Consider the following 23,140-nt stretch of genomic DNA (forward strand, 5'->3'; position numbering starts at 1 on the left):
TGGCGCCCCCATCAGGATTCGAACCTGAGACCTTCCCCTTAGGAGGGGGACGCTCTATCCAGCTGAGCTATAGGGGCGCGACCGGGCGCATTATAGGGAAAGCGGCGGTGGAGATAAACCGCTGGCATGCTCGGTGCCAGGGCGCGACCTCGCGATATTCCTCATGAACGACTCTCCTTTGGGGCCTTGAGCCGGTATAGTCGTGGCTTGTCATTCCATTCAGTGCTTAGCTTGTTCCGGGATTGCTAGATGATCAAACGCTTGGTTCCCCTGCTGATACTGGCCATCGGCGTGGCCGGCTTTGCGGCGCTACGCCTGACCCGGCCCGAGCCACCGGCGGTGGCGCCCCAGGAGCGCAGCTGGCGGGTGGAGGCCATGCAGGTCAACTTCGCCGAGCGGGTGCCGGTGTTGCCGCTGTTCGGGGAGCTGGTGGCGCCGGAGCGGGTCAGCCTGGTGGCGCCCATGGCGGGGCGGGTGGCCGAGCGTCCGGTTCGCGACGGCCAGCGGGTCGGCGCCGGCGCGCTGCTGTTGGCGCTGGACGAGGCCGATACGCTGCCCCCGCTGCGCCAGGCCGAGGCCGAGGTGGCGGACCTCGCGGCGCAGATCGACAACGAACGCATCCGCTACGACAACGATCGCCAGGCGCTCGAGCGCGAACGCGAGATTCTCGGCAACGCCGCGCGCCAGCTGGAGCGTACCCGCTCGCTGGTGGAGCGCAACCTCTCCTCCCAGTCGGAGCTGGACGCCGCCCGCGATGCCGTGGCCCAGGCGCGGCTCACCGTGACCCAGCGCGAGAGTCAGCTGGCCGAGCACCCGGCGCGGCTGCGTCGCCTGGAGGCGCAGCGGGCCCGCGCCGAGGCGCTGCGTGACGCGGCTCAACGCGACGCCGAGCGCAGCCGGGTGGTAGCGCCTTTCGAGGGTATCGTCAGCGGTGTGCAGGTGGCGCCCGGCGATCAGGTGGGCGCCCGCGCCGGGCTGCTCTCGCTCTACCCGCCGGATGGCCTGGAGCTGCGCGCCCGGGTTCCCCAGCGCTATCAGGACGAGCTCGGCGCGCTGCTTTCTCGTGGCGAGACGCTGACGGCCCGTGCCGTGGAGGGCGGGCAGCGCTTCGTGCTCGATCGCCTGGCGGGGGAGGGCGACCCCGCCGGCACCGAGGCGATCCTGACCCTGGCAGGGGCGGCGGCCGGGCTGCGCCCGGGCAGCCTGGTGGCGGTGCTGCTGGAGCGACCGGCGGTGGAGGGGGCGCTGGCGGTGCCCTTCAGCGCCCTGCACGGCAGCGACGTGCTCTATCGCATCGATGACGACAGCCGCCTGGCGCGCACCCGGGTCGAGCGCCTGGGCGAGACGCCGGGCCCCGACGGCGAGCGTTGGCTGCTGGTGCGTGCCGCCGAGCTGAGCGAGGGTGACCGCATCGCCATCACCCACCTACCCAACGCCATGCAGGGGTTGCGCGTGGAGCTTGCCGAGGATAGCCGCCGCGATGACGCCGCCGAGGAGCCCGAGGCATGAGCCGTCGCCGCGACCTGATCGGCTTCTTCGTGCATCACCGGGTGGCGGCCAACCTGGTGATGCTGGTGATGCTGCTGGGCGGCGCCCTGGGCATCGCGCGCATGAACATCCAGTTCTTTCCCACTTTCGCCCTGGACGTGGTCAGCGTACGGGTGGTGTGGAGCGGCGCCTCCGCCGAGGATGTGGAGGCCGGTATCACCAACCCCCTGGAGCAGCGCCTGCGCAGCCTCGAGGGGCTCAAGCGCATGACCTCCACCTCGGCCCAGGGCATCGCCAACATCACCCTGGAGTTCGTGGAAGGCAGCGACCCGGTGCTGGCGCTGGACGACGTGCGCCAGGAAGTCGACAGCTTCACCAACCTGCCGGCGGATGCCGAAGCGCCCCAGGTGTCGCGGCTGGTTCGCTTCGAGCCGGTGGCGCGGCTGCTGGTGCACGGCGACCTGGACCGGCGGGAGCTGCGCCAGCTGGCTCACCGCTTCGAGGACGAGCTGCTCGCCCGCGGCATCGACCGGGTTGAGATCGCCGGCCTGCCCGCGCAGCAGATCAGCATCGAGGTGCCGGCCGAGCGGCTGCAGGGCCTGTCGCTCTCCCTCGAGCAGATCGCCGAGCGGGTTCAGGGCATGTCGCGGGACCTGCCGGCGGGAATCTTGGGCCAGCAGGACAGCGCCCGGGAGCTGCGCTCCCTGGAGCAGCGCCGCGAGGCGCTGGCCTTCGAGGACGTGGCTGTCCTCAGTGGCAACCGGGTGCAGCTGCGCCTGGGTGATATCGCGGTGATCCGCCAGGAGTCGCGGGAAGGCCAGGTGGAACTCAGCCGCCAGGGGCGCCCGGCGGTGGAACTGCAGCTGCAGCGCGCCGAGGCCGGCAACTCCCTGGCCGCGGCCCGGGTGCTCGATGACTGGCTCGAGGAGACCCGGCCGACGCTGCCGGAGAGCGTCACGCTGGAGGTCCACGATGAGTCCTGGCAGCTGATCGACGAGCGTATCAAGCTGCTGGTCACCAACGGCGCCACCGGCCTGCTGCTGGTGGTGATCCTGCTCTATTTCTTCCTGCCTGCCCGGGTGGCGCTGTGGGTGGCCATCGGCATCCCCACTGCCTTCATGGCCGCCCTGGGGGTGTTCTGGGGCATCGGCGGCTCGATCAACATGATGTCGCTGTTCGCGCTGATCATGGCGCTGGGGGTGATCGTCGACGACGCCATCGTGGTGGGCGAGGACGCCGATGCCCACCACCGCCTGGGAGAGGCGCCGCGCAACGCCTCGGCGGGGGCGGCGCGGCGCATGCTGTGGCCGGTGGTGGCCTCCTCGCTGACCACGGTGGCGGCCTTCATGCCGCTGCTGATGGTGGGCGGGGTGATCGGCAATATCCTTGGCGACATCCCGATCATCATGATCTGCGTGTTGATCGCCTCGCTGCTGGAGTGCTTCGTGGTGCTGCCGGCGCACCTGCGCAACGCCTTCGTGCCCCGCCGCGGCGACGACAGGGCGCCGCGCGGGCTGGCGCGCTGGCGCCAGGGTTTCGAGAGCGGCTTCCAGCGCTTTCGCGAGGGCCCCTTCCGGCGCTTCTCGGCGCTGACCCTGCGCCACCGGGCGGCTACCCTGGCCGCCGCCCTGGCGGTGACCCTGGTCACCGTCGGGCTGCTGGCCGGCGGCCGGGTCGGCTTCAACTTCTTTCCCGCCCCGGAGCCCAGCGTGCTCTACGCCAACGCCAGCTTCGTCGCCGGCACCGATCGCGGCCGCGTCGAGCGCTTTCTCGACCACCTGGAGGCCACGCTCGAGGAGACCGACCGTGAGCTGGGCGGCAATCTGGTGGCGATGTCGGTGACCCGCTATGGCGCGACCCTGGCGGGCGGGGCGCCCAGCCGTAGCGCCGACGAGGTGGGCTCGCTGATGATCGAGCTGATCTCGCCGGACCATCGCGAGGTGCGCAATACCCAGTTCATCCGCGCCTGGCGCGAGCGTATCCGGGAGCCGGCCGGGCTCGACGCCCTGGCGATCAACGAGCGGGCCGCCGGGCCGCCGGGGCGCGACGTCAATATCCGCCTTACCGGCGAGGAGCCCATGGCGCTGCGCCAGGCCGCCGATTCGCTCAATCAGTCGCTGGCCAGCCTGCCCGGGGTGCTCGATACCGCCGATGACATGCCCTGGGGGCGCGAGCAGCTGGTCTACCGGGTCAACGCCGTCGGCGAAGCGCTGGGCCTGACCACCGCCGAGCTGGGCAACCAGCTGCGCACCGCCTTCGACGGCCAGGTGGTGCAGGTGCACCAGGCGGGCGCCGACGAGGTGGAGGTGCGCGTCCAGCTGCCCCGCGAGCAGCGCGAGCGCCTGGCGACCCTGTCGAGCCTCGCGGTGCGCCTTCCCGACGGCCGCCAGGTGGCGCTGGACCAGGTCATGACGGCCTCCCATCGCCAGGGCTTCGAGGCGCTGCGCCACGCCGACGGCCGGCTGGCGGTGGAGGTCACCGCCGAGATCGACAGCGGGGTGACTTCCGCCGACCAGATCCGCGAGAGCCTCTCGGCCACGGTGCTGCCGGCGCTGGCCCGCGACTACCATCTGAGCTACAGCTTCGAGGGGCGCGCCGCCGACCAGCGGGAGACCCTGGCCGACATGCGCGTCGGCCTGCTGGTGGGGCTGGGACTGATGTACGGCGTGTTGACCTGGGTGTTCGCCTCCTGGAGCCTGCCGCTGATCGTCATGGCGATCATTCCCTTCTCGCTGGTCGGGGCGCTGCTCGGCCACTGGCTGCTGGGCATCGATCTGACCATCCTGTCGCTGTTTGGTCTCTTCGGGCTCTCCGGTATCGTGGTCAACAACGCCATCATCCTGGTGACTTTCTACCGCGAACAGCGCGACCGCGGACTGCCCATCGACGAGGCGCTCAACGAGGCGGTGGTGCAGCGGGTGCGGGCGGTGCTGCTCACCTCGCTGACCACCATCGGCGGCCTGTTGCCGCTGCTCTTCGAGACCTCGCTGCAGGCGCAGTTCCTGATCCCCATGGCGGCCTCCATCGCCTTCGGCCTGGGCGGCTCGACGCTGCTGGTGCTGCTGGTCACCCCGGCGCTGCTCTCCTACCTGGAGCACGGTCGCGAGCGCTGGGCCGGCCGGCGGCGCCGGCGCGAGGCGGTGGACGCCCCCGGGGCTGAATGAACAGGGCTGAATGAGCAGGGCTGACCGAGCAGGAGTGGCCGAGCAAGAGTGGCCGTAAAGGACTGACCGAGAGGGAGGGCGACCCATGGAGAGTCACGACTACCGGCGCTACGACGCCCTGGGCCTGGCGGCACTGATCCGCTCGCGACAGGTAAGCCGCGACGAGGTGTTCCAGGCCGCCTGTGCAACGATCGAGGCCCAGAATCCGTCACTCGGCGCGGTGGTGCGCACTCGTTTCGCGCGCGCCCGTCGCGAGGGGGAGCGGGTGGCGGAGTCGGCACCCTTCGCCGGGGTGCCGACCTTGACCAAGGACCTGCTGATGGCCATCGAGGGCGAGCCGCTGGCCTTCGGCAGCGCGGCCCTGGCCGACTGGCAACCGGCCCAGGATTCGACCCTGGTCGCCCGCCTGCGCGAGGCGGGCCTGGCGATCCTCGGCCAGACCGCCACCCCCGAGCTGGGGCTGATGGGCATCACCGAGCCGCGCGCCTTTCCCCACCCGGTCAACCCCTGGCGGCCGACCCACTCGCCGGGCGGCTCCAGCGGCGGGGCGGCCTGTGCGGTGGCCGCCGGCCTGGTGCCGCTGGCCATGGCCGGCGACGGCGGCGGCTCGATCCGCATACCCGCCAGCTACTGTGGCCTGTTCGGCCTCAAGCCCTCCCGCGGGCGGGTGCCGCTCGGCCCGATGTTCGCCGAGGTGTGGCAGGGCGCGGTGGTGGAGCACGCCCTGACCCGCAGCGTGCGCGACAGCGCCGCGCTGCTCGACGCCGTCAACGGCATGGACCCCGGCAGCCCCTGGCCGCTGCCCCGCGAAACGGGCTTCCTGGCGGCCACCGAGCGCCCCCCCGGCCCGCTGCGGGTGGCGGTCTCGCTGGGTGAACCGCTGGGCAGGGCGCTGGGTACCCGGCTCGACCCCGAGGCGCGCCGGGCCGTGGAGCGGGCCGCCGAGCAGTTCGCGGCGCTGGGGCATCACGTCGAGTGGGCCGACCCGCCGGTGGACGGCGAGCGGCTGGCCGACAGCTACCTGACCCTCTACCTGGGGCATCTGTCGGCGGACCTGGCCTGGATCAGCGCCCAGACCGGGGTCAGCGTATCGCGGCTCGCCATCGAGCCCTCGACCCGGGCCATCGGCCGGCTGGGGCGCCGCCTGCCGGTGCGCGACTATGAGCTGGCCAAGCGCCACTGGAACGACGTCGCCCGGGCCATGGCGGGCTTTCACCGCCGCTTCGATGTGCTGCTGATGCCGGTGGCGGCCGCCCCGGCACCGCGCCGGGGGGAGCTCTATCCGCCGCCGGCCCGGGAGCGGCTGATGGCGCTGCTGGCGCTGCCCGGCATGCCCTCGCTGGCGCTCAAGGCGGGCCTGCTCAAGCGCCTGGCGCGGGACGCCCTGGCGCGCACCCCCTTCACCCAGCTGGCCAACCTCACCGGCCAGCCGGCCATGTCGCTGCCGCTGCATATCACCACCGACGGCCTGCCGGTGGGGGTGCAGGTGCTCGGCGCCATGGGCGACGAGCGCCGCCTGCTGGCCCTGGCCGCCCAGGTCGAGGCCGATACCCCCTGGGCCCACCACCTGCCGTGCCCGGCCGTCAGGGCTATGGCAGTTACCGATAGTGCGATAGCGAAAGGCGCCGGGGATAGGCCGGAGAGGGGGTCCGAGGACCAGGGATGGCCGAGGTAGCCTACAAGGAAGTATTCATAGCGCCCCCTTGAAGGCCTATCGCCGGAACAGCCTTGAGCGATGCTGCCACCTACGATAGCCCTGAAACGGCCGTCGGCGGCCGTGAGTCCTCGGGCAAAGCCGAGTAGAATGCGCGCCATCCGCCTAACCGGTTCGCCCCCATGTCCGACGCCGACTCCCCGCTCTCGCCGGCCGGCGACCGCCACTTCGACGGTCTCGCCGACAAGTTCGCCGCCAGCCTCTACGGCAAGGCCCGCGGCGAGCTGCGCCTGGCACTGCTCGACCGCCTGCTGCCGGAGATGCTCGCCCTCGACGGCCAGCCGCTGCTCGACGTGGGCGGGGGGCTGGGGCAGCTGGCCGCCTGGTTCGCCGACCGCGGCCACCCCGTGACCCTGGTGGAGCCCGCCGCCGAGATGCGCGAGCGGGCGCGTGCCGAGTTGACCGGACGGTCGGTGACCTTCCTGGACGCGCCGCTGCAGGCGCTGCCCGAGGTGGCGCCGGGGCCCTGGTCGCTGATCGCCTGCCACGCGGTGCTGGAGTGGCTGGCCGACCCGCGCTCGGCGCTGGCCACCCTGGCCGCACGGCTGGCGCCCGGGGGGCAGCTGTCGCTGATGGTCTTCAACCGCGACGCCCTGCGATTTTCCAACGTGGTCAAGGGCAACCTGGACAAGGCGCTGGCGGATCGCCTGGAGGGCAAGGGGCTGCGCCAGCGCCTGACGCCGATCTCGCCGCTGACCGACGCTCAGATCGTTGCCTGGAGCGCCGAGTGCGGCCTGGAGATCCGTGCGGTGGCGGGGGTTCGCGTGTTTCACGACTACCTGCGCCGGCCCGCCGAGAGCGATGCCGACCGGGAGCGGCTGCTGGCGCTTGAGTGGCGCTACTGCCGCCACGACCCGCACTGGCGACTGGGCCGCTACCTGCTCTACACCCTGGTGCGTCCCGAGACCGCATCCATCGTGACACCCGACGAGGAGCCCCACCCATGACCGTCGAGACGACAAGCGCCGCGACCCCGGTCTGCCAGCTGCTGGCGCGCCAGGAAGCCGATTACCGGGGCTGGCTGTGGGTGGCCCCGCCCCGCGATCCCTGGCTGGAGGCGGGGCAGGGCACGGTGGTCAGCGGCGATCTGGCGGTGCGCGCCGCCTGGCAGGCCGCCGGGCGTCCCGCTGTGTCGCCCTTCGAGGCGCTGCCCGGCCAAGCAGCGCCACCCGGGGCGGTGCTGTTCTGGCCCAAGAGCCATGCGCTGGGGGAGTGGTGGCTGCTGTGGCTCTGCGCCACCCTGCCGCCGGGCACGCCGCTGCAGCTGGTGGGCGAGAACCAGGGCGGTATCCGGCGGGTGCTCAAGGTGCTGGCGGCCCTGGGCCTGGGCTCGCGCAAGCGTGACAGCGCGCGGCGCTGTTCGCTGTTCGAGACGCGCCTGGGCCGGGTGGCGCTCGACCCCGAGGCGGCCTGGACCCGCTTCGAGGCCGAGCTGGGAGAGACGTGGCTGACGCTTGCCAGCCACCCCGGCGTCTTCGGCCACGGCAAGCTCGACGACGGCACCCGGCTGCTGCTGGAGACGCTGCCGGAGGCGCTGCCGCCAGGTGAGGGCGATGTGCTCGATATGGGCTGCGGCGACGGCATCCTCGCCGCCTGGCTGGCGCGGCGCGGCCAGGCGGTGACCGCCGTGGACGTCAGCGCCTTCGCCGTGGAGGCGACCCGCCGCACCCTGGCCGCCAACCGCCTCGCCGGCGAGGCGCTGGCCAGCGACGTCTACTCGGCGCTGGGGGGCCGAGCCTTCGATGCCATCGTCAGCAATCCGCCGTTTCACCAGGAGCGCGCCATCGACTACGGCCCGACTGGGCGACTGATCCGCGAGGCCCCGGCGCACCTGCGGCCCGGCGGCCGGCTCATCCTGGTGGCCAACGCCTTCCTGCCCTACCCGGACCTGCTCGAGGGCGCCTTCGGCGGCTTCGAGATCCTCGCCGACGACCGTCGCTTCCGGGTCTATCGCGCGATCAAGCGCTGATCAGGCGACACGGCCATGGTGCTGGCTCATGTCACCCTGGCCAGCAAGGAGTCCCTCCACGGAGATATCCTCGTCGAGCTCGTCCCAGTGCAGGCCCTGGCCGGAATAGCTGATGCGGCATTCGGCCCTTTCAGCTGGGGTGGCGTGCAGCAGGCGAGGGAACCAGGCCAGCGGGATGCCGAGCGTTCTGCCGTCGCTGAGCTCGACCCACATGGTGTAGTCGTCAAAGCTGACGGTCTTGGCGGAAATGCTCATTCCAGGCCCTCTCGATCTCACTACGGTGCGCTTCCACCAGCTGCATGAGCTGTGAAAGCTGCTTACGATTGTAGCCAGCGCTGCCGGCGATAGCGACCTGAGGCTCCAGCCATATCTTGGCCTCGCCATCGCCGCTCTCGGCGTGGATATGGATCGGCTCCAGCGGGTTCCCCTCGTTAGAGAAGAAAAAGAAGCGAATCCCCTTGTAGCGGAAAACAACCGGCACGGTGAAGGCCTCCTACGCCTGCGGGTCACGATAGTCGATATCGGTGATCACGTAGGTGGTCTCGCCGCCGGGGGCGGCGACGGTGACGTCATCGTCCAGCGCCTTGCCCAGCAGGGCGCGGGCCAGGGGGGCATCGACGCTGATCCAGCGCTTGGCGGTGTCGGTCTCGTCGTGGCCGACGATGCGGATACGGGTCTCCTCGCCGTCGTTGTCCTCCAGGGTGACGAAGGCGCCGAAATAGACCTTGCCGGTGTCCATGGGCAGCCGATCCACTACCTGCAGCTCGTCGAGCCGCTTGGTCAGGTAGCGGATGCGGGCGATGACCCGGTTGAGCTCCTTCTTGTTGTAGGTGTAGTCGGCGTTCTCGCTGCGATCGCCCAGCGCGGCGGCTTCGCCCACCTTGGCCGAGAGGGCGGGGCGCTTGACCCTCGAGAGGTGGTCGAGGATGCCGCGCAGCCGTTCGGCGCCCTCGGCGGTGATCAGGTTGCTCTTGGGCTCCTGGCGCGGATCCTTGGCGGGGTCGCGCCAGCGGGTCATGTTGCGGCCTTTCATGGAGTTCCTCGCTATCTCGCCTCAGGCTGCGAACATACGCCAGCTAAGCGGTGGGGCCAAGGGGTAAGCGGCCGCGAGGGATAAAGCGGCTGGCGAATCATTCAAACGTTCGTTACATTGCGGGGTGGGACCACCGCACCGCAATGCGGAAAACAACAACCCGAACGAGGAGACACAAGATGATTCGACGTCGACTGCTGGCCACCGCCCTGGGACTCGGGCTTACCCTGGCGCCGCTGGGCAGCGCCCTGGCCTGGGAGGCGCAGGTGGATGCCTTGACCCAGCGCTGGGAGCAGATCACCACCGGCGCGGCTGACGGCGATGCCCGCCGAGCCCTCGACGCCCTGGCCGACGAGGCCGAGGCGCTGGCAGCCGCGCATCCCGACGAGGCAATGCCGCTGATCTGGCACGGCATCATCGAGGCCTCCCACGCCCGCGAGCGCAGTGGCCTGGGGGCGCTGTCCAGCGCGCGCAGTGCCCGCGACTCCCTGGAGCAGGCCATCGAGCTCGACCCCGAGGGCGGCAACGGCTCGGCCTACGTGACCCTGGGGGCGCTCTACGACCGCGCCCCGGGGCGGCCGATCGGCTTCGGCAACAGCGACACCGCCGAGCGCATGTTCCAGCGCGCGCTCGAGATTCGCCCCGACGGCATCGACGTCAACTTCTACTATGCCGCCTTCCTGGAGGAGGAGGGGCGCCTGGACGAGGCCCGGGAACACGCCAGCCGAGCCGTGGAGGGCGAGGCCCGCGCCAGCCGCCCCGCCTCCGACGAGGCGCTGCGCGAACAGGCCCGCGCGCTGCTCGCCCGCCTCTGAGGGCGCTTTCTGACCAGGTGAGGGCGCCGGCGCAGGTTGAGCAAGCGCAAGGCAGCGACACGTCGGCGGCGTATCCAAACGGCAAAGCCAACTGCGGATGCCCTGCGCAAGGGTCTCGACGGTTGGCATTCCCCGCCCCGGTCATGATAATGGTCTCCATTCGTCGAATCGGAGACCCGCATGCCCGACAGCAGCGACCCGAGCCGGGGCGCCGGCCTGCTTGAGCCCTTCACCGCCGCCGACGTGGAGGTGGTGGAGCGCCGCTGCCTGTACCAGGGGTTCTTTCGCCTGGAGCGGGTGAGTCTGCGCCATCGCCTCTTCGAGGGCGGCTGGAGCGGTGAGGTGGTTCGAGAGGTGCACTGCCGCCATGACGCCGTGGGCGTGCTGCTCTACGATGTGGAGCGTGACGCCGTGGTGCTGGTCGAGCAGATCCGTGCCGGGGCCCTCGAGGATCCCGACTCGCCCTGGAAGCTCGAGGTGGTGGCGGGCCTGGTGAAAGCGGGCGAGAGCCCGGCCGAGGTGGCCCGCCGCGAGGCCATGGAAGAGGCCGGCTGCCCGGTGGGGGAGCTGATCGAGTTGCATACCTACTACCCCAGCCCCGGCGCTTGCGACGAGCGGGTCACCCTGTTCTGCGCCCTGGTCGACAGCCAGGGCCTCGGCGGGGTGCACGGCCTCGACGAGGAGCACGAGGACATTCGCGTCCATGTGCTCGGCTTCGCCCAGGCCTGGGAACTCATGCAGGCCGGGCGACTCGACAATGCCATGTGTCTGATCGCCTTTTACTGGCTGGCCGGAGAGCGAGCGTCCCTGAGAGCAAGGAGGTAGCGTGGCAAGAAGCGCCTATGTGACCGACCTGAAGGGCCTGCAGGGGGAGTGCAGTGCCAACTACCTGCGCCTGACCCGGCTGCTGGGCGACCTGCCCGCCGGCGAAACGCGGGAGCTCGAGCTGACCGGCAAGCGCGGACGCTTCGGCACCCTGCTGCTGGCGGTGCTCGAGCGCGCGCCCTACACCACCATCGCGCGGGTCACCCAGAGCGGCATCATGGATACGCTGATCGAGCCGCCGCGCATGCGGGTGCACCTCTACCACGATGTGCGCATGGCCGAGGTCACCGACTTCCAGCGCGAGCGCCACTTCGACGGCCGCTATCGCTATCCCAACCTGCGCATGTTCCAGCCCGACGAGAAGCTGCAGCTCAATCGCTTTCTCGGTGAATGGCTGGCCCATGGCCTGGCTCACGGTCACACCGTCGACCAGCCCCAGCTCCCCTGACCCCCTGTTCCCTTGACGAGATGTTGTCCCGATGCGCCTGGTACAGATCACCGACTGCCACCTTCACGCCGACCCTGCCGCGCGCTCACGTGCCGGCTTCCCGCTGCGCCAGCTCGAGGCGGTGGTCGCGGCGGTGGGGCGAGAGCGCCCCGACCTGGTGGTGGTCACCGGCGACATCAGCCAGGATGAGACCGACGCCTCCTATCGGCTGGCCGATCAGGCGCTGTCCCGGCTGGGCTGCCCCTGGTTCTGGCTGACCGGCAACCACGACGAGCCGGCGCTGATGGCGGCGGTGCGCGAGGTTCATGACGAGATCGAGCTCGACGGCTGGCGTCTGCTGGTACTGGACACCCGGGTCAGCGGTCAGCCCCATGGCGAGCTGGGCCCGGAGCGGCTCGCCGAGCTGGTCGAGCGGCTCGAGCAGGACCCGCGCCCCACGCTGCTGGCCATGCACCACCCGCCGCTGGCCATCGGCTCCGCCTGGCTCGACGAGATCGGCCTCATCGACCGGGACGCCTTCTGGCAGACCCTGGCGGCCTATCCGCAGGTCAAGGCGGTCCTGTGCGGCCATATCCACCAGGCCTTCGCCAGCCATCAGCGCCAGGCCGAGGGCAAGGTGTTGGTCTACGGTTGCCCCTCCACCACCGACCAGTTCCTGCCCGGCTCGGCGGAGTTCGCCATCGATGAGGCCTCCCGACCCGGCTATCGGGTGCTGGACCTGTATGAGGATGAGTGGGTTACCTGGGTGGAGCGCGTCGACCTCTAAAGTGGCGTGTTATTCTTTATTCGCCTAAAAAGATAGGCAATCATTCTTTTACGTTATTATCGGCCCGGCGGTACCCTGTCTCGCATACTCCTTTTCGCCCATCGTCATGCGAGGTATCCGGGCCGATGACCAGTCTTCATGCACCGACGCGAGAGCCGGCTGCGTCCCCTGCCGGGGCGACGCCATCGTTGACGCCCCAGCGGCTGACCCATCTTCAGCAGCTCGAGGCGGAATCGATCCATATCATCCGCGAGGTGGCCGCCGAGTTCTCCAACCCGGTGATGCTCTACTCCATCGGCAAGGACTCCTCGGTGATGCTGCACCTGGCGCGCAAGGCCTTCTACCCCGGCCCGCCGCCCTTCCCGCTGATGCACATCAACACCACCTGGAAGTTCCGCGAGATGATCGAGTTCCGCGACCGCATGGCCGCGGACGCCGACATGGAGCTGATCGAGTACATCAACGAGGAGGGGCGTGCCGCGGGCATCAACCCCTTCGACCACGGCTCCAGCGGCTACACCGACGTGATGAAGACCGCAGCGCTCAAGCAGGCCCTGGACAAGTACGGCTTCGACGCCGCCTTCGGCGGGGCGCGCCGCGACGAGGAGGCCAGCCGCGCCAAGGAGCGGGTGTTCTCCTTCCGCGACAAATTCCATCGCTGGGACCCCAAGAACCAGCGGCCCGAGCTGTGGAACCTCTATAACGCCCGTATCAACAAGGGCGAGTCGATCCGCGCCTTCCCGCTCTCCAACTGGACCGAGCTGGATATCTGGCAGTACATCCATCTCGAGCAGATTCCCATCGTGCCGCTCTATTACGCCGCGCCGCGCCCGGTGGTGGAGCGCGACGGCATGCTGGTGATGGTCGACGACGAGCGCATGCCGCTGGCGGAAGGCGAAGTGCCCGAGGAGAAGTGGGTGCGCTTTCGCACCCTGGGCTGCTACCCGCTGACCGGGGCGGTGGAGTCGCGGGCCGACACCCTGCCGGAGATCATCCAGGAGATGCTGCTGACCCGCACCAGCGAGCGCAGCGGCCGCGCCATCGACCACGATCAGGCCGGCTCCATGGAGAAGAAGAAGCGCGAGGGGTACTTCTGATGGCTCACCAGTCAACGCTGATTCAAGACAATATCGAGCAGTATCTGCACGAGCACGAGAACAAGGACCTGCTGCGCTTCATCACCTGCGGCAGCGTCGACGACGGCAAGTCGACCCTGATCGGCCGGCTGCTGCACGACTCCAAGATGATCTTCGACGACCAGCTCGCGGCGATCACCCGGGACTCGAAGAAGAGCGGCACCACCGGCGACGCCGTGGACCTGGCGCTGCTCGTCGACGGCCTGCAGTCCGAGCGGGAGCAGGGCATTACCATCGACGTGGCCTACCGCTTCTTCTCCACCGACAAGCGCAAGTTCATCATCGCCGATACCCCGGGCCATGAGCAGTACACCCGCAACATGGCGACCGGCGCCTCGACGGCGAGTCTCGCCATCATCCTGATCGATGCGCGCTACGGCGTGCAGACGCAGACCCGGCGGCACAGCTTTATCGCCGACCTGCTGGGCATCCAGCACCTGGTGATCGCGGTCAACAAGATGGATCTGGTGGACTTCGACCAGGCGCGCTTCGACGAGATCGTCGCCGACTATCGCAGTTTCGCTGAGCAGCTCTCGGCCCGCGATATCCGCTTCGTGCCGATGTCGGCGCTGGAGGGCGACAACGTGGTCAACCGCAGCGAGCGCACTCCCTGGTATGCGGGACCTCCGCTGCTGGAACTGCTGGAGAGCGTGGAGGTGTCGCGGGACCGCAATCTCGTCGACCTGCGCCTGCCGGTGCAGTACGTCAACCGCCCCAACCTCGACTTCCGCGGCTACGCCGGCACTCTGGAGGCGGGGGTGCTGCGTCCGGGCCAGGCGATCAAGGTGCTGCCCTCCGGCAAGACCTCGACAGTGGAGCGAGTGGTCACCTTCGACGGTGACCTGGAGGCGGCCTGGCCGGGCCAGGCGATCACCGTAACGCTGGCCGACGAGCTGGATATCTCCCGCGGTGACTGGCTGGTGGCCGAAGACGCCGAGGTGGCCATGTCCAACGCCTTCGAGGCCGATATCGTCTGGATGCATGAGCAGCCACTGGTGCCGGGCCGCCAGGTCGACATCCGCCTCGCCGGCCGCTCGGTGGCGGGGCAGGTCGGTGAGATCCTCCATCAGGTGGACGTCAACACCCTGGAGCGCCACGCCACCGAGCGGCTGGAGCTCAACGCCATCGCTCGCTGCCGGGTGGAGCTGACCGCCGAGGTGCCGCTGGACACCTATGACACCAGCCCCGGGACGGGCAGCTTCATCGTCATCGATCGACTCTCCAACGTGACGGTGGGCGCCGGTATGGTGCGCCGCGTGGTGGAGCGCGGCGAGACGCCGGTCGGCGAGGTCGACTGGGTCGGCTTCGAGCTCGAGCTCAACGCCCTGGTGCGCAAGTACTTCCCCCACTGGGAGGCCAAGGATGTGCGCGAACTGCTGAAGTAGGGTACGTTCTGCTCTCGATCGAACTCGACCCCGGGCTGCGGCTCGGGGTCGCTGCGTTCGGGGGTATCTCCAGCCTCCGTCAGGAAACCGGCTCTGGTAGGCTATGTCCAATGCGTTACAGCCGACCCGGAGCCAAGCCTCGATGATTGTTCTCGCCGTTGCCCTGCTACTGGCCATCTTCCTGCTGCCCAATCTCTGGGCCCAGTGGGTCATCAAACGCTATGCCCGTAGCCGCGACGACTATCCCGGCACCGGGGCCGAGCTGGCCGACCACCTGCTGCGCCGGCTCGGCATCGAGGGGGTCAAGGTGGAGCCCACCGACCACGGCGACCACTACGACCCGGAGGCGCGCCGGGTGCGGCTCTCGCCGGAGGTGTACGGGGGGCGCTCGCTCACCGCAGTGACGGTGGCGGCCCACGAGGTGGGTCATGCCATCCAGCACCACCAGGGCTATGCGCCGCTGCTCGCCCGCTCGCGGCTGGTGGCGGTGGCCCAGAAGGCCGAGAAGCTCGGCGCGGCGCTGATGATGGCGGCGCCCTTCCTGTTCCTGCTCACCCGCCTGCCCGGCGGCCTGGCCATCGTGGTGGCCGCCGCGGTGATCAGCTTCGGCACCGCGGCGCTGGTCCACCTGGTGACCCTGCCGGTGGAGTTCGATGCCAGCTTCCAGCGGGCGCTGCCGCTGCTCAAGGAGTACATCCCGCCTTATGACATGCCAGGCGCCCGCCACGTGCTCACTGCCTGCGCCTTCACCTATGTGGCGGCGTCGCTGGCCAGCATCCTCAATCTGGGGCGCTGGCTGGTGATTCTGAGGCGTTAGGGATTAACTGAATCCCTCTCCGGCCTGTCCCCGGCGCCTCTCGCTATTGCGGACGGGCTTACCCAGGACGATTGGCCATGACCACCGCCCGCCGCGGCGCCGGATAGCCCTCCCGGGTCCGCGTCGGGTCGGTCGGGTCGAGGAAGTCGGCGAGCGACTGGAAGGTCATCCAGTCCGTGCTGCGCTGCTCGTCCGTGGTGGTCACCGCCTCGTCCACCACCCGCACGTTGTCGAACCCACAGCGCTCGAGCCACTGGCAGAGCGCCGCGGATGACGGCAGGAAGTAGACGTTGGGCATGGCGGCGTAGCGCTCACCGGGCAGCAGCACGGTGGTGGCGTCGCCCTCCACGACGAGGGTCTCCAGCACCAGCTCACCGCCGGGGCGCAGCGCTTCCTTGAGCTGGCCCAGATGCTCCAGCGGCGAGGGGCGGTGGTAGAGCACGCCCATGGAGAACACCGTGTCGAAGAAGCCGAGCCGCTCGGGCACGTCTTCGATGCCCACCGGCAGGAAGTGGGTGCGGTGGCCATCGGCGTCGCCGACGAAGTGGCGCAGCGCCTGGAACTGATAGTAGAAGCGCGGCGAGGGGTCGATCACCAGCACGAAGGCCGCCCCGGCACCGGCCATGCGCCAGCCGTGGTAGCCGCTGCCGCCGCCCACGTCCAGCACTCGCCGGCCGGCCAGCGGGGCCAGGTGCGGGGCGACGCGCCGCCATTTCCAGTCCGAGCGCCACTCGGTGTCGATGAGAATGCCGCCCAGGCAGTAGGGCCCCTTGCGCCAGGGCGCGAGCTTTCTCAGCAGGTTCTCGCACTGGCGGCGCTGGCTGTCATCAAGCGCGCACGCCACCGTCACCGTATCGCGGTCGAGGTGCACTTGGCGTGAGTCGGGCAGCGCCGGCAGCTTGGCCACGGCCTTCTCCCAGGCCGGCAGGTCGCCGTAGCGCCGGCGGTCCAACCCGGCGGCCAGCTGGTCGGGCAGTCGGGCCAGCCAGCGTTCCAGTCCCTGGTCGACGAAGGCGTGGTAGAGATCGCGGTGGGGGTGTGGCATGCAGTGTCCTGATTGTGAAGAGCCTTAAAAAGTGCACCAGCCACTCGCCTCCATCACCCGATAGCGCCAGTAGCGCAGACGCGAGCGGTCGGCATAGGCCGGGTAGTCGGCGCTGTAGTGTTCCTCGGGGCCATTGTGCCAGTGGCGTTTGAAGGCGGCGTGGGCGTCGGCCATGGCGGGGTGGTCGGACTCGGCTTCGAGCTGCACGTTGGCCTCCAGGTTGAGATCGTCGAGGCTGCGGCGGGTGAAGTTGGCCGAGCCGAGCAGCAGCATCGCCGGGCGCCCTTCGCCGCTGCGCAGCAGCAGCTTGGCATGGGCCTGCTCCCTGCGGGTGTCGCTCCAGCGCACCGCGATGCCGGCATCGTGCAGCTCGCGCGCCACCGGGCGGTTGGGAATGCCGGGGCTGGGGCGGCCGAAGTGGGCCTTGCTGGGATCGAGCAGCACGCGCAGGGCCACGCCGCGACGGTGGGCTTTGCGCAGGGCGGTGATCAGGCCGCGGTGCGACAGGTAGAGCACCTCGATGTCCAGCCGCTCTCCCGGCCTGGCGTCATCGATGGTCTCGAGCAGGGCGTCGCGTATCGCCCCTTCGCCGAGAACGCGCAGTCGCGGCGCTGTCCGCCGCGGGGGCTCGACCGGCGGCAGGGCGGGAACCTCGACTGAGGCGCCGGAGTAGGCGGCGATCTGTCGCTCCGAGTCGAGCAGGTCGAGGGCGGCGGGGCCGGCGAAGGTGAGCCCGAGTTCCCGGTAATTGCTGCTGGTATCGTTGAGATTGCAGGAGCTGACAACCGCCCGCCAGTCGTCGCCGTGATCGGCCACCAGGGTCTTGCGGTGATTGGCGTTGAGGTTCAGCGATGCCAGGTAGCTGCGCAGGGTCACCTTGCCCGGGCCCAGCGGATTGGGCAGCCAGCCGCCGCGGGGCGAGTTGCCCCACCAGCGCATGGTCAGCCGCCACAGCGCGCTCCAGCTGGGGTTGGGGTCGCGGGAGGCGGGCAGGTGGGTCTCGACCACCCGGATGCCGGCCTGGCGCAGGGCATCGAAGTGGCCGGCCGGCTGCCCCCCGTAGACGTGGTTGATGGGATCGGTGATCAGCACGATCTCGAGCGCGGGTACCTCGCGCTTGCGCGCGAGCAGGGCCTGGATCAGCTCGGCGGCGACCCGGCGGTGGCAGTCGGGCGGTGCGCTGTCCGGATCGTTGAGCTGGAAGATGTCGATGACGATCAGCCGCCGCGCCTGGCCGATCAGGGCCAGCAGCTCATCGACGACCTGCTGCCGACAGCGCTGTCGGCCGTGGGTGTCGATGAAGGTCTCGTCGCGCAGCAGCCGCGCCTCGGCGGCGCCACGCCAGGGGCCCGCGAGGCGCAGCCCGGGCGGCAGCGGCTTGCGCGAATGCCACCAGACGGTGGCGAGGTAGAGTGCCAGGCCGAGGCCCAGCGGTAGCATCCATGCAGCGCTCATGGCGGCTCCTCAGCGCTTGAAGGCGACCAGCGAGGCGAAGTTGAGGTACTGGAACCAGGTCAGCGAGCGCGGAAAGCCGGCCCGCGCCAGGCGGGCGTGATGCGCCTCGAGGGTGTCCGGCACCAGCACGTTCTCCAGCGCGGTGCGTTTCTGGCTGATCTCCAGGTCGCTGTAGCCATTGGCGCGCTTGAAGTCGTGGTAGCGCTCCACCCGCCAGGCGTTGTCGGCTTCGTCGGGGTCGACCACCTTCTCGGACAGTACCAGCACGCCGCCGGGCTCCAGGGCCGCGAAGAGTCGACCGATGACGGCGTCGCGGTCCTCCGGCGGCAGAAACTGCAGGGTGAAGTTGAGCACGATCATCCCCGAGGGCCGGTAGTCCAGGGTGCGGATATCGCCCTCGATGACCTCCATGGCGTGGTCGGGGCACTCGGCGGCCAGGGTCTCGCGGGCGCGCGCCACCATGGCCGGCGAGAGATCGACCCCGGTGAGGCGAAAGGCTTCCGGCGGCAGGCTGCCGGCCAGCGCCAGGCTGGCGGCGCCCAGCGAGCAGCCCAGGTCGTAGACGTGGGCGCCGTGGCGCAGGTGGCGCTGGGCGATCAGCCCCAGCATGCCGAGTATCTGGCCGTAGCCCGGCACCGAGCGGCGGATCATGTCGGGGAAGCAGGCCACCACCTGCTCATCGAAGGAGAAGCGCGCGACCCGGTCCAGGGGTGTGGAAAAGATCGCGTCACGGTAAGATGCGTCACTCATGGGCATGCCGAAAATGCAGGTTGGCCCTCATTTTACGCGTGTCGCGGGCCGGCTGCACGACTGGACGTCAAGGAGGAGCCGCATGAGCCATCCCCCCATCGATCAGACCGCCGCCTGGCAGGCCCTGGCGGCGCATGCGCAGAAGGTGCGCGGGCGCCACCTGGGGGAGCTGTTCGCCGACCCGCAGCGAGGGCGGGCTTTCACCCGCCAGGCGGCGGGACTGACCCTGGACCTCTCCAAGCAGCGCTGGTGCGCCGAGACCCTGACGCGGCTGCTCGACCTGGCCTGCACGGCGGAGGTGCCCGAGGCCATCGGCGCTCTGCTGGCCGGCGAGCGGGTCAACGTCAGCGAGGATCGCCCGGCCCTGCACACCGCCCTGCGCCTGCCGCCCGAGGCCTCGCTGGTGGTGGAGGGCGAAGACCTGGTGCCCGGCGTGCAGGCCACCCTGGCCAGGATGGCGGCCATGGTCGAGCGCCTGCATGCCAGCCAGTGGCGGGGGGCCACGGGGCGCCCCATTCACGACGTGGTCAACCTGGGGGTGGGCGGCTCCGATCTGGGGCCGCAGATGGTGACCCATGCCCTGGCCGACTATCGCCCCGAGGGGGTGGCGCCCATCGAGGTGCATTTCGCCTCGACCATGGACGGCTCCCAGCTGGTCGACTACCTGACCCGCTTCAACCCCGAGACGACGCTGTTCGTGATCTCGTCGAAGTCCTTCACCACCATCGACACCCTGTCCAACGCCCGCACGGCGCGGGACTGGCTGATGACGCGCCTGGTGTGTGCCGGCAGCGAGGGCGTCGACGAGGCGCTGGTGATGCGCCAGCACTTCATCGGCGTCTCGGCGAGTCCGCAGAAGATGGCCGAGTGGGGGATCGCCGAGGCCAACCAGCTGGAGTTCTGGGAGTGGGTCGGCGGGCGCTACTCGCTGTGGGGCGCCATCGGCCTGCCCATCGCCCTGGTGATCGGCATGGCCCACTTCCGCGAGCTGCTGGCCGGCGCCCACGTCCTGGATCGCCACTTCGCCACGGCGCCGCTCGCCGATAACCTGCCGGTGCTGCTGGCCCTGGCGGGGATCTGGAACGTCAACTTCCTGGATATCCGCGCCCACTCCATCCTGCCCTACGACGGCCGCCTGGAGTACTTCGCCGCCTATCTCGAGCAGCTGGAGATGGAGTCCAACGGCAAGTCGGCGACCCTCGACGGCCGCCAGGTGAGCTATTCGACCTGTCCGGTCTTGTGGGGCCAGCTTGGCCCCAACGCCCAGCACGCCTTCTACCAGTTGCTCCACCAGGGCACCCAGCCGGTGGTGTGCGACTTCATCGCGCCGCTGGTGCGCTACGAGGACGTCCGGGAGCCGGCCACCCGCGACCACCTGATGGGGCAGCACCGCCTGACCCTGGCCAACTGCTTCGCCCAGTCGCGGCTGCTGATGCTGGGCGATGAGGCCATCGACGAACCCGGCGAGCGGCCCGGCCACAAGCGCTATCGTGGCAATCAGCCCTCGACCACCCTGCTGCTCGACCGCCTGACGCCGGCGACGCTGGGGGCGCTGATCGCCCTCTACGAGCACAAGGTCTTCGTGCAGGCGACCATCTGGGGCATCAACCCCTTCGACCAGTGGGGCGTGGAACTGGGCAAGCAGATCGCCGGCGAGACCCAGCGCATCCTCGAGAGCCACCGTGGCCACGAGGGGATGGACGCCTCGACCCGCGGCCTGGTCGAGGCGGCCTGGCGGGCGGAAGCGCCGAATGGTGACTGATCGCGTACCGGGACTGGTAATGCATACAGGGTTTTGGGTATGCTGAGCGCCCCCTACGCCTGCCCGCCGGCCAGCGGTGTGCTCTACCTGCACGGCTTCAACAGCGGCTGGGGGTCGCCCAAGGCGGCGCTGATGCGTGCGGCCTGCCGGGCTCTGGGGCTGCCCTGCGAGACGCCGCAGCTGCCCCACCGGCCCGCGGCGGCCTTCGCCCTGGCCGAGGCGCGGCTGGCCGGGCTGGGGCCGGCGCCGCTGGTTGCCGGCAGCTCGCTGGGCGGTTTCCTCGCCACTTGCCTGGCGGAGCGCCACGCCCTGCCCGCCGCGCTGATCAACCCGGCGGTGGCCCCGGCGGCGCTGGTGGCGGGCTGGGTCGGTGAGCGATTCGTCAACGACGACACCGGCGAGCGCTTCACGGTGGGCGTCGAGCACCTGACAGAGCTCGAGGCGCTGACCCCCAAGGCGGTGACGGCGCAGCGCTATCTGCTGCTGCTGGGCAGCCGGGACGAGACCCTGGACCCGGCCGATGCCTTCGCCTTCTACCGCGGCGCGCGCACCGTCCTGCACCCGCGCAGCGACCACGGCTTTGGCGTGCTGGCCGAGTATCTCCCGGCGATCTTCGCCCACGGCGGCCACCGCCTGGAAGCCGGACGCATTTCCGATCAGGACCTGGATATGGACGACCCATGACACAGTACAGCGCCAGCTCAATCGAAGTACTCTCCGGGCTCGAACCGGTGCGCAAGCGCCCCGGGATGTACACCGACACCTCGCGTCCCAACCACCTGATCCAGGAGGTCATCGACAACAGCGTCGACGAGGCCCTGGCCGGCCATGCCGGCGAGGTCAGCGTGCGGCTGTTCGAGGACGGCGGCATCGAGGTCACCGATGACGGGCGCGGCATGCCCATCGACCTGCACCCGGAGCACGGCGTCGTCGGGGTCGAGCTGATCCTCACGCGGCTGCACGCCGGGGGCAAGTTCTCCGCCTCCAGCTACCGCTTCTCCGGCGGCCTGCACGGGGTCGGGGTGTCGGTGGTCAATGCGCTCTCCCAGCGTCTCGAGGTCGAGGTGCTGCGCGACGGCAACCGCTACGCCATGGCCTTCGAACACGGCGACAAGGTCTCGGAGCTCTCGGTGATCGGCAGCGTCGCCAAGCGTGCCACCGGCACCCTGGTACGCTTCTGGCCGGACCCGGGCTACTTCGACAGTCCCAGGCTTGCCATCGGGCGGCTCAAGCACCTGCTGCGCGCCAAGGCGGTGCTCTGTCCCGGGCTCAAGGTCACCCTGGTGGAGACCGACGGCAGCGAGACCGTCTGGCAGTACGCGGACGGCCTGCGCGACTACCTGGCGCAGGCCACCGACGGCTATGAGGTGCTGCCGGTCTCGCCCCTGGTGGGGCACTTCGCCGACGACGAGCAGGCGGTGGACTGGGCGATCCAGTGGCTGCCGGAGGGCGGCGAGCCGCTGCTCGAAAGCTACGTCAACCTGATCCCCACTCCCCAGGGCGGCACCCACGTCAACGGCCTGCGCTCGGGGCTGCTCGAGGCGCTGCGCGAGTTCTGCGAGTACCGAAGCCTGCTGCCGCGCGGCGTCAAGCTCACCGCCGACGACCTCTGGGAGCGCGTCTCCTACGTGCTCTCGGTGAAGATGCTCGACCCGCAGTTCGCCGGCCAGACCAAGGAGCGGCTCTCCTCGCGCACCGTGGCGGCCTTCGTCGCCGGGGTGGTCAAGGACGCCTTCTCGCTGTGGCTCAACCACCACGTCGACCAGGCCGAGGCGCTGGCCGAGCTGGTGATCAACGCCGCCCAGCGCCGCCAGAAGAGCGCCAGGAAGGTGGTGCGCAAGAAGGTCACCTCGGGCCCCGCGCTGCCCGGCAAGCTAGCCGACTGCTCGGGCCAGGACCCCGCACTCAGCGAGCTGTTTCTGGTGGAGGGGGACAGCGCCGGCGGCAGCGCCAAGCAGGCGCGTAACCGCGAGAGCCAAGCGATCCTGCCGCTGCGCGGCAAGATCCTCAACACCTGGGAAGTGGACAGTCACGACATCTACGGCTCCCAGGAGGTCCACGATATCGCCGTGGCCATCGGCATGGACCCCGGCAGCGACGACTTTTCCAAGCTGCGCTATCACAAGATCTGCATTCTGGCCGACGCCGACTCCGACGGCCTGCACATCGCCACGCTGCTGTGCGCGCTCTTCGTGCGCCACTTCCCGGCGCTGGTGGACGCCGGCCACGTCTACGTGGCCATGCCGCCGCTCTACCGCATCGACCTGGGCAAGGAGGTGCACTACGCCCTGGACGAGAGCGAGAAGGCGGCGATCCTGCGCAAGCTGGAGGGCAAGCGCGGCACCGTGAACGTGCAGCGCTTCAAAGGCCTGGGCGAGATGAGCCCCCTGCAGCTGCGCGAGACCACCATGGCGGTGGAGACCCGCCGCCTGGTGCAGCTGACCCGCGAGGTCGGCGACGGCACCATGGAGATGATGGACATGCTGCTGGCCAAGAAGCGCTCCGCCGACCGCAAGAGCTGGCTCGAGGACTACGGCAATTTGGCGGATATCGAAGTTTGAGTGAACG

21 protein-coding genes and 1 tRNA gene are annotated in these 23,140 nt (G+C 69.9%); 15 read left to right on the top strand and 7 right to left on the bottom strand.

Translation table 11 applies throughout. The annotated features are described in order from the left end of the window. Positions 1–77 (bottom strand) — tRNA-Arg (locus HOP52_RS12875). A gap of 172 nt (positions 78–249) precedes the next feature. On the opposite strand from HOP52_RS12875, the gene HOP52_RS12880 reads away from it, so the two are divergent. From HOP52_RS12880 to HOP52_RS12900, 5 genes are all read left to right on the top strand, one after another. Beyond that, positions 250–1,509: an efflux RND transporter periplasmic adaptor subunit gene (locus tag HOP52_RS12880; protein WP_238977799.1), complete on the top strand. Its 1,260-nt coding sequence runs from the start codon at positions 250–252 to the stop codon at positions 1,507–1,509. Beyond that, a complete protein-coding gene (locus HOP52_RS12885; RefSeq protein ID WP_238977800.1) occupies positions 1,506–4,652 on the top strand; it encodes an efflux RND transporter permease subunit in 3,147 nt (1,048 codons plus the stop codon). The genes HOP52_RS12880 and HOP52_RS12885 overlap by 4 nt, the downstream gene beginning before the upstream one ends. Positions 4,653–4,737: 85 nt before the next feature. Continuing rightward, positions 4,738–6,327, top strand: a complete 1,590-nt coding sequence (locus tag HOP52_RS12890) for an amidase (RefSeq protein WP_238977801.1) — start codon at positions 4,738–4,740, stop codon at positions 6,325–6,327. Positions 6,328–6,488: 161 nt separating this feature from the next. Further along, positions 6,489–7,313 carry a methyltransferase domain-containing protein gene (locus tag HOP52_RS12895; RefSeq protein ID WP_238977802.1) on the top strand — a complete coding sequence of 275 codons (825 nt, stop codon included), beginning with the start codon at positions 6,489–6,491 and terminating at the stop codon, positions 7,311–7,313. Beyond that, positions 7,310–8,335 carry a methyltransferase gene (locus HOP52_RS12900; RefSeq protein WP_238977803.1) on the top strand — a complete coding sequence of 342 codons (1,026 nt, stop codon included), beginning with the start codon at positions 7,310–7,312 and terminating at the stop codon, positions 8,333–8,335. The genes HOP52_RS12895 and HOP52_RS12900 overlap by 4 nt, the downstream gene beginning before the upstream one ends. Here HOP52_RS12900 and HOP52_RS12905 read toward each other — a convergent pair whose 3' ends face one another. Genes HOP52_RS12905 through greB form a run of 3 tightly spaced genes read right to left on the bottom strand, consistent with a single transcriptional unit; the run spans position 8,336 to position 9,368 of the window. Then, positions 8,336–8,590: a DUF2442 domain-containing protein gene (locus HOP52_RS12905; RefSeq protein ID WP_238977804.1), complete on the bottom strand. Its 255-nt coding sequence runs from the start codon at positions 8,588–8,590 to the stop codon at positions 8,336–8,338. Further along, positions 8,559–8,816 (bottom strand): DUF4160 domain-containing protein, encoded by a 258-nt coding sequence (locus HOP52_RS12910; RefSeq protein ID WP_238977805.1) that lies wholly within the window; start codon positions 8,814–8,816, stop codon positions 8,559–8,561. The genes HOP52_RS12905 and HOP52_RS12910 overlap by 32 nt, the downstream gene beginning before the upstream one ends. Positions 8,817–8,828: 12 nt before the next feature. Further along, the gene (gene greB, locus HOP52_RS12915; protein ID WP_238977806.1) at positions 8,829–9,368 is read right to left on the bottom strand and encodes a transcription elongation factor GreB; all 540 of its coding nucleotides are present in this window, start codon (positions 9,366–9,368) and stop codon (positions 8,829–8,831) included. Positions 9,369–9,547: 179 nt separating this feature from the next. On the opposite strand from greB, the gene HOP52_RS12920 reads away from it, so the two are divergent. From HOP52_RS12920 to HOP52_RS12950, 7 genes are all read left to right on the top strand, one after another. Further along, a complete protein-coding gene (locus HOP52_RS12920) occupies positions 9,548–10,183 on the top strand; it encodes a tetratricopeptide repeat protein (RefSeq protein ID WP_238977807.1) in 636 nt (211 codons plus the stop codon). 180 nt (positions 10,184–10,363) lie between these two features. Next, positions 10,364–11,008 (top strand): NUDIX domain-containing protein, encoded by a 645-nt coding sequence (locus HOP52_RS12925; protein WP_238977808.1) that lies wholly within the window; start codon positions 10,364–10,366, stop codon positions 11,006–11,008. Between the two features lies 1 nt (position 11,009). Further along, positions 11,010–11,456: a DUF1249 domain-containing protein gene (locus tag HOP52_RS12930; RefSeq protein WP_238977809.1), complete on the top strand. Its 447-nt coding sequence runs from the start codon at positions 11,010–11,012 to the stop codon at positions 11,454–11,456. Positions 11,457–11,487: 31 nt separating this feature from the next. Further along, a complete protein-coding gene (locus HOP52_RS12935) occupies positions 11,488–12,222 on the top strand; it encodes a phosphodiesterase (RefSeq protein ID WP_238977810.1) in 735 nt (244 codons plus the stop codon). Positions 12,223–12,347: 125 nt separating this feature from the next. Then, positions 12,348–13,319 carry a sulfate adenylyltransferase subunit CysD gene (gene cysD, locus HOP52_RS12940; RefSeq protein ID WP_275298201.1) on the top strand — a complete coding sequence of 324 codons (972 nt, stop codon included), beginning with the start codon at positions 12,348–12,350 and terminating at the stop codon, positions 13,317–13,319. Next, complete coding sequence (gene cysN / locus HOP52_RS12945) at positions 13,319–14,743, top strand: sulfate adenylyltransferase subunit CysN (RefSeq protein ID WP_238977811.1); 1,425 nt, start codon at positions 13,319–13,321, stop codon at positions 14,741–14,743. The genes cysD and cysN overlap by 1 nt, the downstream gene beginning before the upstream one ends. A 142-nt stretch (positions 14,744–14,885) precedes the next feature. Then, entirely contained in the window at positions 14,886–15,560 is a 675-nt protein-coding gene (locus HOP52_RS12950; RefSeq protein ID WP_238977812.1) for a zinc metallopeptidase, read from the top strand. Between the two features lie 58 nt (positions 15,561–15,618). On the opposite strand, the gene cmoB is transcribed toward HOP52_RS12950, so the two are convergent. Genes cmoB through cmoA form a run of 3 tightly spaced genes read right to left on the bottom strand, consistent with a single transcriptional unit; the run spans position 15,619 to position 18,810 of the window. Further along, a complete protein-coding gene (gene cmoB, locus HOP52_RS12955) occupies positions 15,619–16,605 on the bottom strand; it encodes a tRNA 5-methoxyuridine(34)/uridine 5-oxyacetic acid(34) synthase CmoB (RefSeq protein WP_238977813.1) in 987 nt (328 codons plus the stop codon). A 24-nt stretch (positions 16,606–16,629) separates the two neighbouring features. After that, the gene (locus tag HOP52_RS12960) at positions 16,630–18,060 is read right to left on the bottom strand and encodes a phospholipase D-like domain-containing protein (protein WP_238977814.1); all 1,431 of its coding nucleotides are present in this window, start codon (positions 18,058–18,060) and stop codon (positions 16,630–16,632) included. Positions 18,061–18,069: 9 nt separating this feature from the next. Then, positions 18,070–18,810: a carboxy-S-adenosyl-L-methionine synthase CmoA gene (cmoA, locus tag HOP52_RS12965; RefSeq protein WP_238977815.1), complete on the bottom strand. Its 741-nt coding sequence runs from the start codon at positions 18,808–18,810 to the stop codon at positions 18,070–18,072. 82 nt (positions 18,811–18,892) lie between these two features. On the opposite strand from cmoA, the gene pgi reads away from it, so the two are divergent. The 3 genes from pgi to parE are packed head-to-tail and all read left to right on the top strand — an operon-like array spanning position 18,893 to position 23,133. Next, positions 18,893–20,572, top strand: a complete 1,680-nt coding sequence (gene pgi, locus HOP52_RS12970; RefSeq protein ID WP_238977816.1) for a glucose-6-phosphate isomerase — start codon at positions 18,893–18,895, stop codon at positions 20,570–20,572. A gap of 39 nt (positions 20,573–20,611) precedes the next feature. Next, positions 20,612–21,256 (top strand): YqiA/YcfP family alpha/beta fold hydrolase, encoded by a 645-nt coding sequence (locus tag HOP52_RS12975; RefSeq protein ID WP_238977817.1) that lies wholly within the window; start codon positions 20,612–20,614, stop codon positions 21,254–21,256. Then, the gene (gene parE, locus HOP52_RS12980) at positions 21,253–23,133 is read left to right on the top strand and encodes a DNA topoisomerase IV subunit B (protein WP_238977818.1); all 1,881 of its coding nucleotides are present in this window, start codon (positions 21,253–21,255) and stop codon (positions 23,131–23,133) included. The genes HOP52_RS12975 and parE overlap by 4 nt, the downstream gene beginning before the upstream one ends. Positions 23,134–23,140 lie beyond the last annotated feature (7 nt).

The sequence above is a fragment of the Billgrantia campisalis genome, assembly GCF_022341425.1.
Classification (GTDB): domain Bacteria; phylum Pseudomonadota; class Gammaproteobacteria; order Pseudomonadales; family Halomonadaceae; genus Halomonas; species Halomonas campisalis.

Excerpts from the sequence above, each read along its gene's own strand:
- HOP52_RS12880 (WP_238977799.1), top strand. The coding sequence starts at position 250 with ATGATCAAACGCTTGGTTCCCCTGCTGATACTGGCCATCGGCGTGGCC.
- HOP52_RS12885 (WP_238977800.1), top strand. The coding sequence starts at position 1,506 with ATGAGCCGTCGCCGCGACCTGATCGGCTTCTTCGTGCATCACCGGGTG.
- HOP52_RS12890 (WP_238977801.1), top strand. The coding sequence starts at position 4,738 with ATGGAGAGTCACGACTACCGGCGCTACGACGCCCTGGGCCTGGCGGCA.
- HOP52_RS12895 (WP_238977802.1), top strand. The coding sequence starts at position 6,489 with ATGTCCGACGCCGACTCCCCGCTCTCGCCGGCCGGCGACCGCCACTTC.
- HOP52_RS12900 (WP_238977803.1), top strand. The coding sequence starts at position 7,310 with ATGACCGTCGAGACGACAAGCGCCGCGACCCCGGTCTGCCAGCTGCTG.
- HOP52_RS12905 (WP_238977804.1), bottom strand. The coding sequence starts at position 8,590 with ATGAGCATTTCCGCCAAGACCGTCAGCTTTGACGACTACACCATGTGG.
- greB (WP_238977806.1), bottom strand. The coding sequence starts at position 9,368 with ATGAAAGGCCGCAACATGACCCGCTGGCGCGACCCCGCCAAGGATCCG.
- HOP52_RS12920 (WP_238977807.1), top strand. The coding sequence starts at position 9,548 with ATGATTCGACGTCGACTGCTGGCCACCGCCCTGGGACTCGGGCTTACC.
- HOP52_RS12925 (WP_238977808.1), top strand. The coding sequence starts at position 10,364 with ATGCCCGACAGCAGCGACCCGAGCCGGGGCGCCGGCCTGCTTGAGCCC.
- HOP52_RS12935 (WP_238977810.1), top strand. The coding sequence starts at position 11,488 with ATGCGCCTGGTACAGATCACCGACTGCCACCTTCACGCCGACCCTGCC.
- cysD (WP_275298201.1), top strand. The coding sequence starts at position 12,348 with ATGACCAGTCTTCATGCACCGACGCGAGAGCCGGCTGCGTCCCCTGCC.
- cysN (WP_238977811.1), top strand. The coding sequence starts at position 13,319 with ATGGCTCACCAGTCAACGCTGATTCAAGACAATATCGAGCAGTATCTG.
- HOP52_RS12950 (WP_238977812.1), top strand. The coding sequence starts at position 14,886 with ATGATTGTTCTCGCCGTTGCCCTGCTACTGGCCATCTTCCTGCTGCCC.
- cmoB (WP_238977813.1), bottom strand. The coding sequence starts at position 16,605 with ATGCCACACCCCCACCGCGATCTCTACCACGCCTTCGTCGACCAGGGA.
- HOP52_RS12960 (WP_238977814.1), bottom strand. The coding sequence starts at position 18,060 with ATGAGCGCTGCATGGATGCTACCGCTGGGCCTCGGCCTGGCACTCTAC.
- cmoA (WP_238977815.1), bottom strand. The coding sequence starts at position 18,810 with ATGAGTGACGCATCTTACCGTGACGCGATCTTTTCCACACCCCTGGAC.
- pgi (WP_238977816.1), top strand. The coding sequence starts at position 18,893 with ATGAGCCATCCCCCCATCGATCAGACCGCCGCCTGGCAGGCCCTGGCG.
- HOP52_RS12975 (WP_238977817.1), top strand. The coding sequence starts at position 20,612 with ATGCTGAGCGCCCCCTACGCCTGCCCGCCGGCCAGCGGTGTGCTCTAC.
- parE (WP_238977818.1), top strand. The coding sequence starts at position 21,253 with ATGACACAGTACAGCGCCAGCTCAATCGAAGTACTCTCCGGGCTCGAA.